The organism is Sphingomonas fucosidasi (genome assembly GCF_036663855.1).
Classification (GTDB): Bacteria; Pseudomonadota; Alphaproteobacteria; order Sphingomonadales; family Sphingomonadaceae; genus Sphingomonas; species Sphingomonas faeni_B.
The window spans coordinates 92,251-106,961 of record NZ_JAXOJR010000012.1; the positions used below are offsets into that span (position 1 = coordinate 92,251).

The following is a 14,711-nucleotide window of genomic DNA, read 5'->3' on the forward strand; positions in this document are numbered from 1 at the left end:
GTTCAAACCGGCGCTATCACCCGGATGATCCCAGCCGCGACCTTAGCCGTCACCGGTGTCCGTGCCAGCACCTCGCCGTCGATCGAAATAGGCAGCGGCGGGATCGTGTTGATCTTCAGGCTCTGCCCCCGGAAATCGCGAACCTTTTCGTGGCGCGAGTCGAGCCGGAAGACGCTGGAGACCCAGTTCTGCACGAGCCGGCGCTTCACGTGGCCCATCACCGCCTGGACCACGATCTCGCCCGAGTCGACGGCGGCCGCATCCACCAGTTCGGTGCCGCCATGATAGGGCCCGTTCGATATGCGGACCTCGACGACACGAATCTTCACTGCGGTCGGCCCTTCGCCGACGATCAGGGTGAACGGGCGGAACCGGAGATATTGGTAGGCCGCCCAGGTGAGATAGCCGACCTTGCCGAAGACCTTCTTCAGACCGTGCGGTACGGTGGCGGCGATTTTCGGGCTGATGCCCATCGCCGCGCAGTTCGCGAAATAATCGCCGTCGATCATGCCGAGATCGATACGGCGCGGCTTGCCGGTCCGGATCACCTCGACCGCGCCCTCGATGTTCAAAGGAATGCCGAGCGTCCGGGCAAAGCTGTTGGCGGTCCCGAGCGGCAGTACGCCAAGGATCACGTCATGGCCGACCATCAGGTCGACCAGCCCGCTGACCGTGCCGTCGCCGCCGCCGAGAATGAGCAGGTCGGGCTTCTTCGCCAGCGCGCGCAGGACGGTCGCTTCAAGGTCCTTCGGATCCTCGACCGCGTGCGCGTCGACCTCATAGGGCAGTCCCGACATTGCGGCGCAGGCGCGCTTGAACAGCTTCTGTCCTTTACGCGACTTGGCGTTGACGACGAGCGCGGCGGAGGTGATCGTTTCGTTCGACATGGGGCCCTCAACGCACCGGATGCGGTTTCGCACCCGTAACGCTCATGGGTAAAGCTTGATCCGCCCGCGGTCATCCCGCAAAGCCCGGGCATGACCGCAAGCTATCCCGCGCTTCGCCTCCGTCGCACCCGCGCCTCCGCCTGGAGCCGCCGCCTCCATGCCGAGACCGTGCTGACCCCCGCCGACCTGATCTGGCCGCTGTTCGTTGCCGAAGGAGAGGGTGTCGAGCAACCGATCGCCAGCCTGCCAGGCGTGTCGCGCTGGTCGGTCGACGGGATCGTTGCGCGAGGCCGCGAGGCGCGCGACCTCGGCATCCCGTGCATCGCGCTGTTCCCGTACACGCAGGTCGAGCGCCGGACCGAGGACGGCCGCGAGGCGCTGAACCCCGACAATCTGATGTGCCAGGCGATCCGCGCGCTGAAGGATGCGGTGCCCGAGGTCGGCGTGCTGACCGACGTCGCGCTCGATCCGTACACGAGTCACGGCCATGACGGGCTGGTCGATGCGGCGGGCTATGTCGTCAACGACACGACCGCCGAGATGCTGGTTGCGCAGGCGCTCAACCAGGCCAACGCGGGCGCGGACATCATCGCGCCATCGGATATGATGGACGGCCGGATCGGCATGATCCGCAGCGCGCTCGAGGCGGAGTCGCATCATAACGTCCAGATCATGTCCTACGCCGCCAAGTACGCGAGCGCGTTCTACGGACCGTTCCGCGATGCGGTCGGATCGCGCGGGCTGCTGAAGGGCGACAAGAAGACGTACCAGATGGACAACGCCAACGCCGAGGAAGCGCTGCGCGAGGTCGCGATGGACCTGGCGGAGGGCGCCGACACGGTGATGGTCAAGCCCGGCCTGCCGTATCTCGACATCATCGTCCGCGTCCGTCAGGCGTTCGAGGTGCCGGTGTTCGCGTACCAGGTGTCGGGCGAATACGCGATGATCGAGCACGCGGTCGCCGCGGGTGCGGCGGAACGTGACGTCATGGTGCTGGAGACGCTGATGTCGTTCAAGCGTGCCGGTTGTTCGGGCGTGTTGACGTACCACGCGGCGCATGCGGCGAAATTGCTCGGCGGATGATCGAGACCGAGCGGTTGATCTTGCGCGGTTGGCACGAGGATGATGCCGCCGCGCATCACGCGATGTGCGCCGATCCGGCGGTAATGGCGTATCTCGGGCCGGCGCCCTCGCTGGCCGAGTCTGCTGCGGTCGTCGCGCGTCAGAACGCGATCCTCGCCGACTATGGCGCGTGCTTCTGGGCGTTGGAGAGGCGGGATACCGGAGCGTTCATCGGCTGGTGCGGGATCAAGCCGGGCTCGGTCGGTACGCCGATCGATGGCAAGCCCGAGATCGGCTGGAGTCTCGTCCGGACCGCGTGGGGGCAGGGATATGCTCGGGAAGCAGCGGAGGCTTCCCTCGCCTGGGGCTGGCATGAGCTGAACCTTCCGACGGTCTGGGCAATCACCGTCCCCGCAAACACGGCCAGCCGCAAGCTCATGGAACGGCTCGGGATGATCCGCGTGGTCGACGGCGATTTCGACTACCCGAAGCTCGCGGAAGACGACCCTCTCCGTCGCCATATTCTCTACCGGATCGACCGTCCCGCTTATGTCTGAAAAACCATTGATGGCGCGCTGGTGCCGGACGATGTTCGTCGCGACGATCCTGACCGGATCGTTCCTGCTGTTCCTCGTCCAGCCGATGGTGGCGCGGATGGCGTTGCCGCGGTTGGGTGGCGCGCCGGCGGTGTGGAACTCGGCGATGCTGGTGTACCAGGCGTTGCTGCTCGCGGGCTATGCCTATGCGCATTGGCTCGGGCGGGTGCGGCCGCGGGCGCAGGCGGCGATCCATCTTGGCGTGCTTCTCGTCGCGGCGCTGTGGTTGCCGATCGGGCTGGTCGCTATGGCACCGTCGGCGGAGGCGCAGCCGGCGCTCTGGGTGCCGTGGCTGCTCGGGCTGTCGATTGGGCCGCTGTTCTTCGCGGTCTCCGCGCAGGCGCCGCTGATCCAGCGCTGGTTCAGTGCGGCGAGTGGCGGCGGTGATCCGTATGCGCTGTACGCTGCGTCGAACCTCGGCAGTTTCGCGGGGCTGATCGCGTATCCGCTGCTGGTCGAGCCGCTGATGGCGGTGCACGGGCAGAGCTTGCTGTGGAGCGGCGGCTATCTGCTGCTGATCGTGCTCGTGCTCGCCTGCGCCACCCGCCTGCCCAGGACCGCGGCGGTCGACCATGTCGCCGCGACTAGCCCGCCGCCGGGCGCCAAGCGGATCGCGCACTGGATCGCGCTGGCGCTCGTGCCCTCGGGGATGATGCTGGCGACATCGACCTATATCTCGACCGATATCGTCGCGATGCCGTTGCTGTGGGTGATTCCGCTCGGGCTGTATCTGCTGAGCTTCAGTGTGGCGTTCGCGAACGATCGCTGGCTCGCCGACCTGCTGACGCGGATCGCGCCGATCACGATCCTGTTGTTCGGCGGCATCATCATGGGCGGGATGAACGAGCGCCCGTTCTTCAGCGCAGCCATCGCGCTGGTGCTGCTGTTCATGATCTCGGTCGCGCTGCACACCGCGCTGTACCGCAAGCGGCCCGCGCCCGATCGGCTGACCGGCTTCTACCTCGCGATGTCGGCGGGCGGCGCGCTGGGCGGAGTGTTCGCCGCGCTGGTCGCGCCGGTGGTGTTCGACTGGACCTACGAGTATCCGCTGTTGATCCTGGCTGCGGGGGCGCTGGTGCCGCAGATGTATCTGCTCGGCCAGTTCCGGAGCATTTGGATGGCGAAGGGGCGGACCCGGTGGATCGCGCTCGCGGCGATCACCGTCGTGGTGGCGGTCGTCGCCGGGCTGCGGATCACCGATCCCGGTGGGGTCTTCGGCGAGAGCCGGCAGGGGCTCGATTTCCTCGTCATCGCCGCGCTGGGCTTTGCCGTGATCGGGGCGCGCCTGCCGTATATGATCGTGCTGGCCGGCTCGCTGGTCCTGTTCGGCGGCTATCGCGCGCTCGAACTCTCGATCGATCCGGGCGCTCGGGTACGGAGCTATTTCGGCGTCTATACCGTCCGCGACGAGCCCGGACCCCATGGCGGCCTGCGCGAGCTCGATCACGGTACGACCGTGCACGGCATCCAGTTGCGGGGTTCGCCGGAGCGCGAGCGGACGCCGACCACCTATTACGCGGCGGGCTCCGGCGTCGGGCAGGCGATGCAGGCCGCCCCCGCGCTGTACGGCCCGCGCGCGCGGATCGGCGTCGTCGGGCTCGGGACGGGCACGCTGTCGTGTTACGCACGACCGGGCCAGCGGTGGCGGTTCTACGACATCGACCCGGCGGTGGTGCGGATCGCGCGCGATACCGGCCAGTTCACCTATCTGTCGCGGTGCCTGCCGAACCCGGAGATCCGGATGGGCGACGCCCGCGTGGCGCTGGCACACGATGCGTCGAACAGCCTCGATCTGCTCGCGCTCGATGCGTTTTCGTCGGATTCGGTGCCGATGCACCTGATGACGCGCGAGGCGTTCGCGACCTATGGCCGGGTGCTGGCGCGCGACGGATTGCTGCTGGTGCATATCTCGAACCGGTTCATCGATCTCGAACCGGTGATCGCGGCGGCGGCACGAGAGGGCGGCTGGATCGCGGTCGAGATGAAATATCGCCCGTCGAGCCTGCTGGTCGACCGCGCCTCGGCGTCGGACTGGGTGGCGCTGTCGCGTGACCCGCGCGGGATCGCGGCGTTGCAGGCGAAGGATCTGGATTGGACCGCGCTGACGCCGCGCGAGGGCTTTGCGGCGTGGACCGACGATTACTCGACGATCCTGCCGTTGCTGAAGGGGTTCTGAGTTTCTCGATCCTCCCCCGCCAGGGGGAGGTGGCGTTTGCCAGACGGAGGGGGAGGTCGGGGCAACCGCCGTTCCGTGTCCTCCCCCTCCGTCGCTTCGCGCCACCTCCCCCTGGCGGGGGAGGATTGAGAAGATGTGCTTACGCCGCGGGCATGCTCGCCTGGATGCGGCCGATCGTTTCGCTCTGGCGATCGGTCTCCGCCTGCGCCTTCGCCCGGATCGTCGCAAGCGCGGGATAATCCGGCTGCAGCTTCGCCGCGCGGTCGGTCGCGAGCGCCTCGATGTCGGTCACCAGCGACGAACTCTGCGCGCGCCAGTCGTCTAGCCCGGCGAGCGCGGTTTGCGCGGTGATCCACGCATCGCTGCCGACCGCCGCACCGCGCGCCGACCGTGCCAGCGCCTCCGCCTTCGCCGCATCGCGCGTAAAGCCCATCGTGATCGCATCGAGCTTGCCCGAAATCGCCGCGATCTCCTTGTCGAGCGCCGGATCGGGTGCCGCGACCGTCGTCTTCACCTCGGGCTCGGCGAACCCGAGCTTCTCGACCGGGCGCAGACCGAGCGACGGATAGGTGTTCGGATCCTTGCTGCACGCACCGGTTGCGAGAACCAGCGCGAACGATGCGAAGCGGAGCGAAAAGGCGTGTTTCATGTCTGCCGCTCTATGCCGGCCGGCGCTCGTGCACAACTTTCTCGCGGCAAACCCTTGCGCCCCCGAAAATGCCTGCTATCAGCGCCCCTCCAGTGCACCCATAGCTCAGCTGGATAGAGCATCAGACTACGAATCTGAGGGTCGGGCGTTCGAATCGCTCTGGGTGCACCAGGATTTTCCGCTTCATAGCGGGCTTGTCGAACCGGACACGGGACGGCGATGCACCCATAGCTCAGCTGGATAGAGCATCAGACTACGAATCTGAGGGTCGGGCGTTCGAATCGCTCTGGGTGCACCATTTTTCATCATCGGGTCTTCAGCCATGCGGCGATGCGATCGAGCAATCGTGACGTCGCATCGACGCGTCCGCCGAATTGCAGGAACGCGTGGATCATGCCGTCGTATCGGCGGTGATCGACCGCGACGCCGGCCTCGCGCAGTCGTTGGCCGTACGCTTCGCCTTCGTCACGCAGCGGGTCATTCTCGCATGTTACGAGCAGGGTCGGGGGCAGGGCGCTCAGGTTCTCCGCCAGGATCGGTGATGCACGCGGATCGGTCCGCGCATCCGGCGATGCGAGGTACAGGTCGATCTGCCGCTCCAGCGAGGCGGCGTCGATGATGTTGCCATCCTCGCTTTTGCGCGACGCATAGTCGGTTTCGCTGCGCAGGTCGGTGTTCGGATAGAGCAGGATCTGGCCGCTCAGCGCCGGGCCCCTTTCCGCAACGGAGCGTGCAGCGAGGGCGGTTGCGAGCGTGCCCCCGATGCTGTCGCCCGACACGACGATCCGCGTCGCGTCGATATCGAGCGCTGCGGCTTGCGCGACGAGGCCCGTCAAGGCCGTCCAGCTATCGTCCAGCTGCGCGGGAAAGCGGTGTTCGGGTGCAAGGCGGTAGGCGGGTGCGGCGACCAGCCAGCCTGTCCGGTTGGCCAGCGCACGCAACGCCGGGTCGTGACCCTCGATCGACCCCGCAATCGCCCCGCCGCCGTGGATGTAGAACAGCAGCGGCAAGGGGCCCGGTTTCGGCCGATACAGGCGCACGACCAGCGGCCCCGCCTCGGATGGCAGCAGCAGGTGCGTGATCGCGTGCACCGGTTCGGGTTCGCCCGAGAACGTCTTGAGCAGGGCGGTTTGATAACGGAAATCCGCCAGCCACTGTGCATCGTCCGCAGCGGGGTCAACGTCCGGCGCCAGCGTCGCGATCGAGTCGAGTATCGTCTGGGCCTGTGGATCCACCTGCATCTCCTTCGGGCATGGGACGTTTGGCGGTTGCGACGGGTTCCCGGACGCGCGTGTTGCGACTTTGGACATGGCCGCGCGTTTGGCCCGTAACGGATTTGAAGGAGATCGTGATGAAGCGGACGGGCAAGGGATTGATTGGTGGTGCGGTGCTGGCGGCGGTGTCGGGGATCGGGCTGTCGCTCTATTCGAGTCGGGTCGCGCGCAAGGCCGAGGAACTGGTGCCCGCGGAAGGCCGCTTCCTCGACGTGGCGGGTGCACGGCTGCACTATTTAGACGTCGGCTCCGGTCCGACGATCGTCATGGTCCACGGTCTTGGCGGGCAATTGCGCAATTTCAGCTATGCGCTCGTCGACCAGCTGAAGGACGAATATCGCGTGATCGTCGTCGACCGGCCGGGCTCGGGCTATTCGGTCGCGACCGGCAACACGACGCCGGGGATCCTCGCGCAGGGGGCGATCATCGCCGACTTCATCCAGAAGCTCGGGCTCGATCGGCCGCTGTTCGTCGGCCATTCGCTGGGTGGCGCGATCGGGCTGGCAGTGGGCCTCGACCATCCGCATCTGGTCCGCGCACTCGCGCTGATCGCGCCGCTGACGCAGCCGCTGGAACAGGTGCCCGAGAGTTTCCGCGGACTGGCGCGGATTCCGTCGGGTGCGCGTCTGGCGTTCGCGCAGGTGCTGGGCACGCCGCTGAGCCGCCTGACCGCTAAGAAGACGCTCGAGGGTGTGTTCGCGCCGGAAGCGGTGCCCGAGGATTTTGTGACGCGCGGCGGCGGTGCGCTATCGGCGCGGCCGATCGCGATTGCGGCGGCGGCGGCGGATCTGGCTGGCGCGAACGACGACGTGACGGCGATGACGGGGCGGTATTCGGAGATCGGCGTGCCGACGCGGATTTTGTTCGGGCGGCAGGATGCGATCCTCGATCCGGCGTGGAACGGTCATCGGACGGCGGCGGTGATCCCGGGGGCCAAGATCGACACGATCGAGGGCGGCCACATGATTCCGATCACTGCGCCTGAGGCGTGTGCGCGGTTTGTCAGGGCTGCGTTCGCGGCTGGGTGAGGTTCGGAATCGAGTTGACCTGAACACCAAGCCCCACCCCGGCGAAGGCCGGGGTCCAGTTGGAAAGGTCGACGTAACCGAGAACGGCGCTCCGTTAACAACGTTCCCCAACTGGGCCCCGGCCTTCGCCGGGGTGGTGTTGGCACAGTCGGCACCGACACGCCACAATCGAGCGGTAACTCCCGCTCCTTGTTCTCCCGCGAAGGCGGGAGTCCAGTCTGGGCTCCCGCCTTCGCGGGAGAACACGCTTTGGGCCAGCTTTACCCTGCGACGGGCAGCTTCACCTTGCCTTCGTCGTCGCGTTCCAGCGGGCCGTAGGACAGAACGACTTCCAGCAACAAAGGCCCGCCATAGATGTGTGGGAACAACTGTCCCCCGCGCGACTCTTCCCACTTCACGTCGTCACCAATCGCTTCAAGATCGATCGCGGCAACGTGCAGGTCGGACTGCCCAGCGAAGTGCTTGTCGACCGTTTCGGTCAACTGCTCGGCGGTCGAAAGGTGGATATAGCCATCCGCTAGATCCACCGGTGCTCCCGCAAAGCTCCCGCTTTCCAGGGTCGCCAACTGCTCGCCCGTCAGCACCTTATAGGCGATCGGATCGCGGCTCACTCGCCGTCCTCCGGGCCCGCAGCCGTATCCTCACCGATCGTAGCGCCGGTATCCGGAGCGATCTCTGGAACCGCATCCGCCAGGTTGATCTCGGCGTCTTCCTCGGTTTCCTCGATCCGCGCGGCGGAAACGACGTACTCGCCTTTCGCCACGTCGAACAACTTCACGCCGGCCGAGTTGCGGCTGATGACGCGGAGCGACGCCAGCGTCGTGCGGATCAGTTTCGCCTGGTTGGTGACCAGCATTAACTGATGCCCCTTCGCCGCCGCGAAGCTCGCCACGACCGGGCCGTTACGCGCGATGTTGTCGATGTTGGTGATGCCCTGGCCACCGCGGCCGGTCTGGCGATAGTCGTACGCGCTCGACAGCTTGCCGTAGCCGTTCTCGCAAACGGTCAGGATGAACTGCTCGCGGTCCTTCAGATCATTGTACCGTTCGGCACCCAGATCATGCTCACCTTCGCGCTCGCCCTTCCAGGGGGCGAACTTGAGGTACGTCTCGCGCTCTTCGGGCGTCGCGCCGACACGGTGGAGGACCGACAGCGAGATGACCTCGTCGTCGCCCTTCAGCGTCACGCCGCGGACACCCGTCGACGTCCGGCTCTGGAACTCGCGGACGTCGTCGCCGGCGAAGCGGATCGCCTTGCCGAGCTTGGTCGCGAGCAGCACGTCGTCATGCTCGCTGAGCAGCGCGACGCCGATCAGCTTGTCCTCCGAGCCCTCCTCGAAGCGCATCGCGATCTTGCCGTTCGACGGCACGTTGGTGAACGCATCCATCGCGTTGCGGCGCACGAGGCCGCGCTGCGTCGCGAACATCACGTGCAGGCGGCTCCACTCGCTCAGATCCTCCGGCAGCGGAAGCACGGTCGAGATCGTCTCGCCCGGCGCCAGCGGCAGCAGGTTGATCATCGGCCGGCCACGCGTGGCAGGACCACCCTCGGGCAGTCGCCAGACCTTGTAGCGATAGACCTTGCCGAGGTTCGAGAAGAACAGCACCGGGGTGTGCGTCGAGGTGACGAACAGCTCGGTGACGACGTCCTCGTCCTTGGTCGACATGCCCGCGCGGCCCTTGCCGCCACGCGCCTGCGCGCGGAACGTGTCGAGGCTGGTTCGCTTGATATAGCCCTGCATGGTCACGGTCACGACCATGTCCTCGCGCTCGATCAGGTCTTCGTCGTCGATGCCGTGGGCGGCGGCGGCGATCTCGGAGCGGCGCGGCGTGGCGAATTCGTCGCGGATCGCGATCAGCTCGCCGCGCATCACTTCGTACAGCTTCGCACGGTCGCCGAGGATGTGGAGCAGCTCGCCGATCGTCGCGGCCAGCGCCTTCAGCTCGTCGCCGATCTCGTCGCGGCCCAGCAGCGTGAGTCGGTGGAGGCGGAGATCGAGGATCGCGCGGACCTGCGGCTCGGACAGCTTGTAGATGCCCTCCTGCTGCTTGTCCTCGACCGCCTCGACGAGTGCGATGTACGGCGCGATCTCCTCGACCGGCCATTCGCGCGCGAGCAGCTTGCCGCGAGCCTCGGCGGGGCTCGACGAGCCGCGGATGATCTTGACGACTTCGTCGAGGTTGGTGACCGCGATGACGAGGCCGAGCAACAGATGCGCGCGCTCGCGTGCCTTGGCGAGTTCGAACTTCGAGCGGCGGGTGATGACCTGCTCGCGGAACGTGATGAACGCGCCGATGATGTCGCGCAGGTTGAGCAGCTCGGGACGACCGCCGCGGATCGCGAGCATGTTGGCGGGGAAGCTCGACTGTGCCGGCGTGTGCCGCCAGAGCTGGTTGAGCACCACGTCGGGGGTCGCGTCGCGCTTGAGGTCGATGACGATGCGCACGCCCATCCGGCTCGATTCGTCGCGAATGTCGCTGACGCCTTCGATGCGCTTGTCCTTGGCGGCTTCGGCGATCTTCTCGACCAGCCCGTTCTTGCCGGTCTGGAACGGGATCTCGGTGAGCACGATCGAGCGACGGTCGCCCTTGCCCTCCTCGACGATATGACGTGAGCGGACGATGATCGAACCGCGGCCGGTCTCGTAGGCGGACTTGGCGCCCGCGCGGCCGAGGATGATCGCGCCGGTCGGGAAGTCGGGACCGGGGACGATCTCGAACAGTTCCTCGGTCGTGATCGCGCCATTGTCCATATAGGCGAGGCACGCGGCGATGACTTCGCCGAGATTGTGCGGCGGGATGTTGGTCGCCATGCCGACGGCGATGCCGCCCGCGCCGTTGACCAGCAGGTTCGGGAAGCGCGCCGGCAACACCGAAGGCTCGCGCTCCGAGCCGTCATAGTTCGGCGTGAAGTCGACCGTGTCCTTGTCGAGATCGCCGAGCAGCGCGTTGGCGACCTTGCCGAGGCGTGCCTCGGTGTAGCGCATCGCTGCGGGCGGATCGGGATCCATTGAGCCGAAGTTGCCCTGACCGTCGATCAGCGGCACGCGCATCGACCAGTCCTGCGTCATGCGGGCCAAGGCGTCGTAGATCGAGCTGTCGCCGTGCGGGTGATATTTACCCATCACGTCGCCGACGATACGCGCGGACTTGCGGTATGGCTTGCCGGCGACGAAGCCGCTCTCGTGCGCGCCGTAGAGGATGCGGCGATGGACGGGCTTCAAGCCGTCGCGGACGTCGGGCAGCGCGCGCGCGACGATCACGCTCATGGCATAGTCGAGATAGCTCGACTTCATCTCGTCGACGATCGAGATAGTGGCGATGCCGGCGGGCTCGCCGCCGGTGGGTTCGGCGAGTGTGGTCTCGTCGGTCAAATCTGAACGCTTTCGGCTTGTGTCGGTATGATCGGATACCCTAGCCGAGGGGGCGACACGTTACCACCCCCGCGCACGCGTACGCACGAGGGGGTGGTATGTTTCGGGGCTATTTGCAGGCGGTCTTGGTCTTGTTGCCGGCAAGGGCGCAATCATACGTAACGGTCTTGCCGTTCGCGAGCTTGGCGGTGACCATACGGCCTTTCCTGACGGTCGTAGTGCGCTTGGCGACCCTGGTGTTGCCCATCGGTGTGGTCGTCCTGGTGGTGGTCGTGTGGGTCGCGACGGTCTTCGGCTGGACGGTCTTGGCCTGCGTCGCGGCGATCGCGGCGCCGCCGGACAGGAGTGCGCCGCCGGCGAGGATCGCGAGGGGGAGGGATTTGGTCATGGGGGGTATCCTCTCGTTTCGGCCTTGGTGGACGATGAGCGGAGAGTGCGCCGGGGGACCTGACTGCGTGATGGCAGGCGGGTGAAATCCGCGTCATGGAGGTTGATGAGCGCCGGACGTGGGCGTCGGCGGATCATATGACGCTATTCGCAACGTCACCCCAAATCCGTCACCCCAGCGAAAGCTGGGGTATCCCCGTTTGGCGGGCGGCACTTATCACACGATCATATCCCAGCTTTCGCTGGGATGACGAGTTGGGGCGGGGGGCGGAAGCGATATTGTCCGCGCTACGGCGTTACCTCGACGCCGTCCCACGCGAACAGTTTCCCGCTGTCCGGGGCGCGCAGGCCGTCGATCACGTCGAGCAACTGCACCGCCGCACGGTCCGCCTTGAACAGGTTGCCGGGCGTCACGTTGCCCTGGAAAGGCTTCGACAGCCCGGTATCGACTGTGCCCGGATGAAGCCCGACGACGATCCCGCTGGAGTTGCGTCGCTTGTCCTCGATCGAGATCGTCTTCACCAGCTGGTTCAACGCTGCCTTCGACGCGCGATAGCCGTACCAGCCGCCCAGCTTGTTATCGCCGATGCTGCCGACCCGCGCCGACAACACCGCGAACACGATCCGCCCCGCCTTTGAAGTCACCGGCAGGAAATGCTTTGCCACCAGCGCCGGCCCGATCGCGTTGATCGCGAAGTTGCGTGCCATCCATACCGGATCGAGTTCGCGCATCGCCTTTTCCGGCCCCTTGCCGCCGTCGTGCAACAACCCGGTCGCGACGATCACCAGCGTCGGCGACCCGACGCGCAAAGCCGCCGCGGCAATGCTCGCCTCGTCCTCCAAATCCAGATGTCGGTCGCCAGAGTCCGACCGCGAGAACCCGTAGACCTTGTCGAACGCACCCTCTTCGATCAGCGCCTCTTCCAGCGCCTTGCCGATGCCGCCCGAGGCGCCGATGACGACCGCGCTGCTCACTTGCGCACGAACCGGAACTGCGCGTCGCTGCTGCCCGCCGCGTCATAGGCATACCCGTCGCTGTCGAACCCCTTGATGCCGTCGATGTCGTCGACGCGGTGCTCGACCAGCCACCGCGCGACCATGCCGCGCGCCTTCTTCGCGTGGAAGCTGACGAACTTCTGCGCCTCGCCCTCGCGGAAGTCGATCGCGACGACGCGTATGGAGGAGGGCAGCTTGCCGTCCGCCGCCGCCCAATATTCCTGGCTCGCGAGGTTCACGATCGTCCCCGATCCCTCCGCGTCGACATCGTCCGCGAGCAGCTTGGCGATCCTGTCCCCCCACCAGTCGGTCAGTTTCGTCTTCCGCGGCGCCCATCGCGTGCCCATCTCCAGCCGATAGGGCCGCATCAGGTCGAGCGGGCGTAGCAGGCCGTACAGCCCCGACAGCATTCGCACGTGATCCTGCGCGTGATCCACCGCCGCCTCGTCGAGCGTCTTGGCCTCCAGCCCGGTATAGACGTCACCGGCAAACGCGAACATCGCCGGCCGCTCGGGTAGCGTGTCGAAATCGCGATACCGGTCGGCGTTCAGCTTGGCGAGCGCGGGCGAGATGTGCATCAGTTCCGACAGCTTCTTCTGCGTCAGGTGTGCAGCGGCATGCGCGAGCGTTTTCGCCTCGTCAGCAAACCGTGGCGTGGTGGGCTCGAGCTTGGGTAGTGCGCTCTCGTAATCGAGCGTCTTGGCGGGCGATAGGACAGCGATCATCGTCGCGATTTAGCTATGGCACGAGGCGCGTTCAATCGCCGTTCACGCGCAATCGCACATCAGCGGGATCCAAGCCGCTCGCTTGAACGTATGCATGGCGGACCATATAGCGTCGTCGCGCGCCGCCAAACCGAGGTGGGCCGACGCAGAGGGAGAGTTTCCGCATGAAGACCATTTCTAAGCTTGCACTGGTTGCGGCGTTCGCCACCGGCACGAGCGGCCTTGCGCTGTCTGCGCCTGCGTTCGCCAAGGACAAGAAGGCCGATGCGGCCGACGCGGCCGTCAAGTTGAGCCCCGAAGTCCAGAAGCCGGGCCTCGCTGCTCAGACCGCTTTGGCTGCGAAGGATTACCCGACGGCACAGACCGCGATCGATCAGGTCGATGCGGCGGCCAAGACCGACTATGAGAAGTATATCGGCGCAGCGCTGCGATATCAGCTTGAGTCGGAGAAGCTGGTCGCTGCGCAGACCGCGAACCCGAACGCACCGATCAACGAGACGACCCTGGCAACCCCGCTCGATGCGCTGATCGCCAACCCGGCGACGCCGGCCGCTGATCGTGGTCGTTATGCCTATCGTCGCGGTGCGCTCGCGTTCAACGGCAAGCAGTACCCGATCGCGCTGCAGTATTTCTCCAAGGCCAAGGAACTGGGTTACAACGATCCGAACCTGCCGTTGCAGATCATCAAGGCGAAGATGGATAGCGGCGATGTCGCTGGTGCTACTGCCGATCTGGATGCCTCCATCACCCAGATGAGTGCATCGGGTCAAAAGGCGCCGGAAGAATATTATCGTTATGCCGTCGCCAAATCGTATGCGGCCAAGCGCAAGCCCGAAACGATGGCGTGGCTGAAGAAGTGGATCACGGCATACCCGACCGCCAAGAACTGGCGCGACGTGCTGATCCTTTCCGGTATCCAGAAGGATGCGCTGATCACGCTCGACGAGCCGCAGAAGGTCGACATCTTCCGCCTGATGCGCGCGACGAACTCGCTCGCCGACCAGACCGACTATCTGCAATATGCAGACAGCGTGAACCGTCGCGGTCTCCCGAGCGAGGCGCAGGCCGTGCTCAAGGAAGGTATGGCCTCGGGCAAGATCCCTGCGTCTAACACCATGGCAAAGGGCTTGATGGCGGATGCCACCAAGAACATCGCCGCGGACGGTCCGTTGTCCGGTCTTGAAAAGCGCGCCGCGACGGCGCCCAACGGGAAGCTCGCTGCCGGTACCGCGGATGCTTATCTGGGTCAGAACAACTACGCCAAGTCGATCGAGCTATATCGTCTGGCACTGACCAAGGGCGGCGTCGACGCCGATGAGGTCAATCTGCATCTCGGCATTGCGCTCGCCCGCTCGGGTGACAAGGCCGGCGCCGCAACCGCGTTCGCTGCGGTCAAGGGCGCACCCAAGTCGGATATCGCCGGCCTGTGGAACACGTGGCTCGGCGCACCGGTCGCGTAAGCGACCGGGCTCCCGGCTTTGAGGACACGGGGCGGCAGCGATGCCGCCCCGTTTTCGTTTCGGGGCTTTCCCTATTATCCTCCCCTTGCAGGGGAGGA

General features: G+C 66.1%; 13 protein-coding genes and 2 tRNA genes. 7 read left to right on the plus strand and 8 right to left on the minus strand.

Going from position 1 to position 14,711, the window contains the following annotated elements:
• Nucleotides 1–2: 2 nt before the first annotated feature.
• A complete protein-coding gene (locus U1737_RS18440) occupies nt 3–887 on the minus strand; it encodes a diacylglycerol/lipid kinase family protein (protein WP_332797779.1) in 885 nt (294 codons plus the stop codon).
• A gap of 90 nt (nt 888–977) precedes the next feature.
• Between U1737_RS18440 and hemB the strand changes: the two genes are divergently transcribed.
• From hemB to U1737_RS18455, 3 genes are read left to right on the plus strand one after another with little or no spacing between them, the layout of a single operon-like run.
• Entirely contained in the window at nt 978–1,970 is a 993-nt protein-coding gene (gene hemB, locus U1737_RS18445; protein WP_332797780.1) for a porphobilinogen synthase, read from the plus strand.
• Entirely contained in the window at nt 1,967–2,506 is a 540-nt protein-coding gene (locus U1737_RS18450) for a GNAT family N-acetyltransferase (RefSeq protein WP_332797781.1), read from the plus strand. The genes hemB and U1737_RS18450 overlap by 4 nt, the downstream gene beginning before the upstream one ends.
• Nucleotides 2,499–4,721, plus strand: coding sequence for a spermidine synthase (locus U1737_RS18455; RefSeq protein ID WP_332797782.1), 2,223 nt, complete (start codon nt 2,499–2,501; stop codon nt 4,719–4,721). The genes U1737_RS18450 and U1737_RS18455 overlap by 8 nt, the downstream gene beginning before the upstream one ends.
• A gap of 139 nt (nt 4,722–4,860) precedes the next feature.
• On the opposite strand, the gene U1737_RS18460 is transcribed toward U1737_RS18455, so the two are convergent.
• Nucleotides 4,861–5,370 carry a hypothetical protein gene (locus tag U1737_RS18460; protein WP_332797783.1) on the minus strand — a complete coding sequence of 170 codons (510 nt, stop codon included), beginning with the start codon at nt 5,368–5,370 and terminating at the stop codon, nt 4,861–4,863.
• Nucleotides 5,371–5,464: 94 nt separating this feature from the next.
• On the opposite strand from U1737_RS18460, the gene U1737_RS18465 reads away from it, so the two are divergent.
• Nucleotides 5,465–5,541 (plus strand) — tRNA-Arg (locus U1737_RS18465).
• A 50-nt stretch (nt 5,542–5,591) separates the two neighbouring features.
• Nucleotides 5,592–5,668, plus strand: a tRNA-Arg gene (locus tag U1737_RS18470).
• A gap of 7 nt (nt 5,669–5,675) precedes the next feature.
• On the opposite strand, the gene U1737_RS18475 is transcribed toward U1737_RS18470, so the two are convergent.
• On the minus strand, nt 5,676–6,605 hold the full coding sequence (locus U1737_RS18475; RefSeq protein WP_332797784.1) for an alpha/beta hydrolase: 930 nt from the start codon (nt 6,603–6,605) through the stop codon (nt 5,676–5,678).
• 116 nt (nt 6,606–6,721) lie between these two features.
• Here U1737_RS18475 and U1737_RS18480 point away from each other — a divergent pair, with 116 nt between their 5' ends.
• Complete coding sequence (locus tag U1737_RS18480) at nt 6,722–7,672, plus strand: alpha/beta fold hydrolase (RefSeq protein WP_332797785.1); 951 nt, start codon at nt 6,722–6,724, stop codon at nt 7,670–7,672.
• Between the two features lie 260 nt (nt 7,673–7,932).
• Here U1737_RS18480 and U1737_RS18485 read toward each other — a convergent pair whose 3' ends face one another.
• From U1737_RS18485 to yaaA, 5 genes are all read right to left on the minus strand, one after another.
• Nucleotides 7,933–8,283 (minus strand): DUF952 domain-containing protein, encoded by a 351-nt coding sequence (locus tag U1737_RS18485; RefSeq protein WP_332797786.1) that lies wholly within the window; start codon nt 8,281–8,283, stop codon nt 7,933–7,935.
• A complete protein-coding gene (gene gyrA / locus U1737_RS18490; protein ID WP_332797787.1) occupies nt 8,280–11,045 on the minus strand; it encodes a DNA gyrase subunit A in 2,766 nt (921 codons plus the stop codon). Before gyrA ends, U1737_RS18485 begins: the two co-directional genes overlap by 4 nt.
• A 109-nt stretch (nt 11,046–11,154) precedes the next feature.
• The gene (locus U1737_RS18495) at nt 11,155–11,433 is read right to left on the minus strand and encodes a hypothetical protein (RefSeq protein WP_332797788.1); all 279 of its coding nucleotides are present in this window, start codon (nt 11,431–11,433) and stop codon (nt 11,155–11,157) included.
• Nucleotides 11,434–11,720: 287 nt separating this feature from the next.
• Nucleotides 11,721–12,407: an SDR family NAD(P)-dependent oxidoreductase gene (locus U1737_RS18500; protein WP_332797789.1), complete on the minus strand. Its 687-nt coding sequence runs from the start codon at nt 12,405–12,407 to the stop codon at nt 11,721–11,723.
• Nucleotides 12,404–13,153 (minus strand): peroxide stress protein YaaA, encoded by a 750-nt coding sequence (yaaA, locus tag U1737_RS18505; RefSeq protein WP_332797790.1) that lies wholly within the window; start codon nt 13,151–13,153, stop codon nt 12,404–12,406. The genes U1737_RS18500 and yaaA overlap by 4 nt, the downstream gene beginning before the upstream one ends.
• Before the next feature lie 164 nt (nt 13,154–13,317).
• Between yaaA and U1737_RS18510 the strand changes: the two genes are divergently transcribed.
• Nucleotides 13,318–14,613: a hypothetical protein gene (locus U1737_RS18510; RefSeq protein ID WP_332797791.1), complete on the plus strand. Its 1,296-nt coding sequence runs from the start codon at nt 13,318–13,320 to the stop codon at nt 14,611–14,613.
• The last annotated feature ends 98 nt before the right edge of the window (nt 14,614–14,711 follow it).

Excerpts from the sequence above, each read along its gene's own strand:
- U1737_RS18460 (WP_332797783.1), bottom strand. The coding sequence starts at position 5,370 with ATGAAACACGCCTTTTCGCTCCGCTTCGCATCGTTCGCGCTGGTTCTC.
- U1737_RS18495 (WP_332797788.1), bottom strand. The coding sequence starts at position 11,433 with ATGACCAAATCCCTCCCCCTCGCGATCCTCGCCGGCGGCGCACTCCTG.
- U1737_RS18455 (WP_332797782.1), top strand. The coding sequence starts at position 2,499 with ATGTCTGAAAAACCATTGATGGCGCGCTGGTGCCGGACGATGTTCGTC.
- U1737_RS18440 (WP_332797779.1), bottom strand. The coding sequence starts at position 887 with ATGTCGAACGAAACGATCACCTCCGCCGCGCTCGTCGTCAACGCCAAG.
- hemB (WP_332797780.1), top strand. The coding sequence starts at position 978 with ATGACCGCAAGCTATCCCGCGCTTCGCCTCCGTCGCACCCGCGCCTCC.
- U1737_RS18480 (WP_332797785.1), top strand. The coding sequence starts at position 6,722 with ATGAAGCGGACGGGCAAGGGATTGATTGGTGGTGCGGTGCTGGCGGCG.
- yaaA (WP_332797790.1), bottom strand. The coding sequence starts at position 13,153 with ATGATCGCTGTCCTATCGCCCGCCAAGACGCTCGATTACGAGAGCGCA.
- U1737_RS18450 (WP_332797781.1), top strand. The coding sequence starts at position 1,967 with ATGATCGAGACCGAGCGGTTGATCTTGCGCGGTTGGCACGAGGATGAT.
- U1737_RS18510 (WP_332797791.1), top strand. The coding sequence starts at position 13,318 with ATGAAGACCATTTCTAAGCTTGCACTGGTTGCGGCGTTCGCCACCGGC.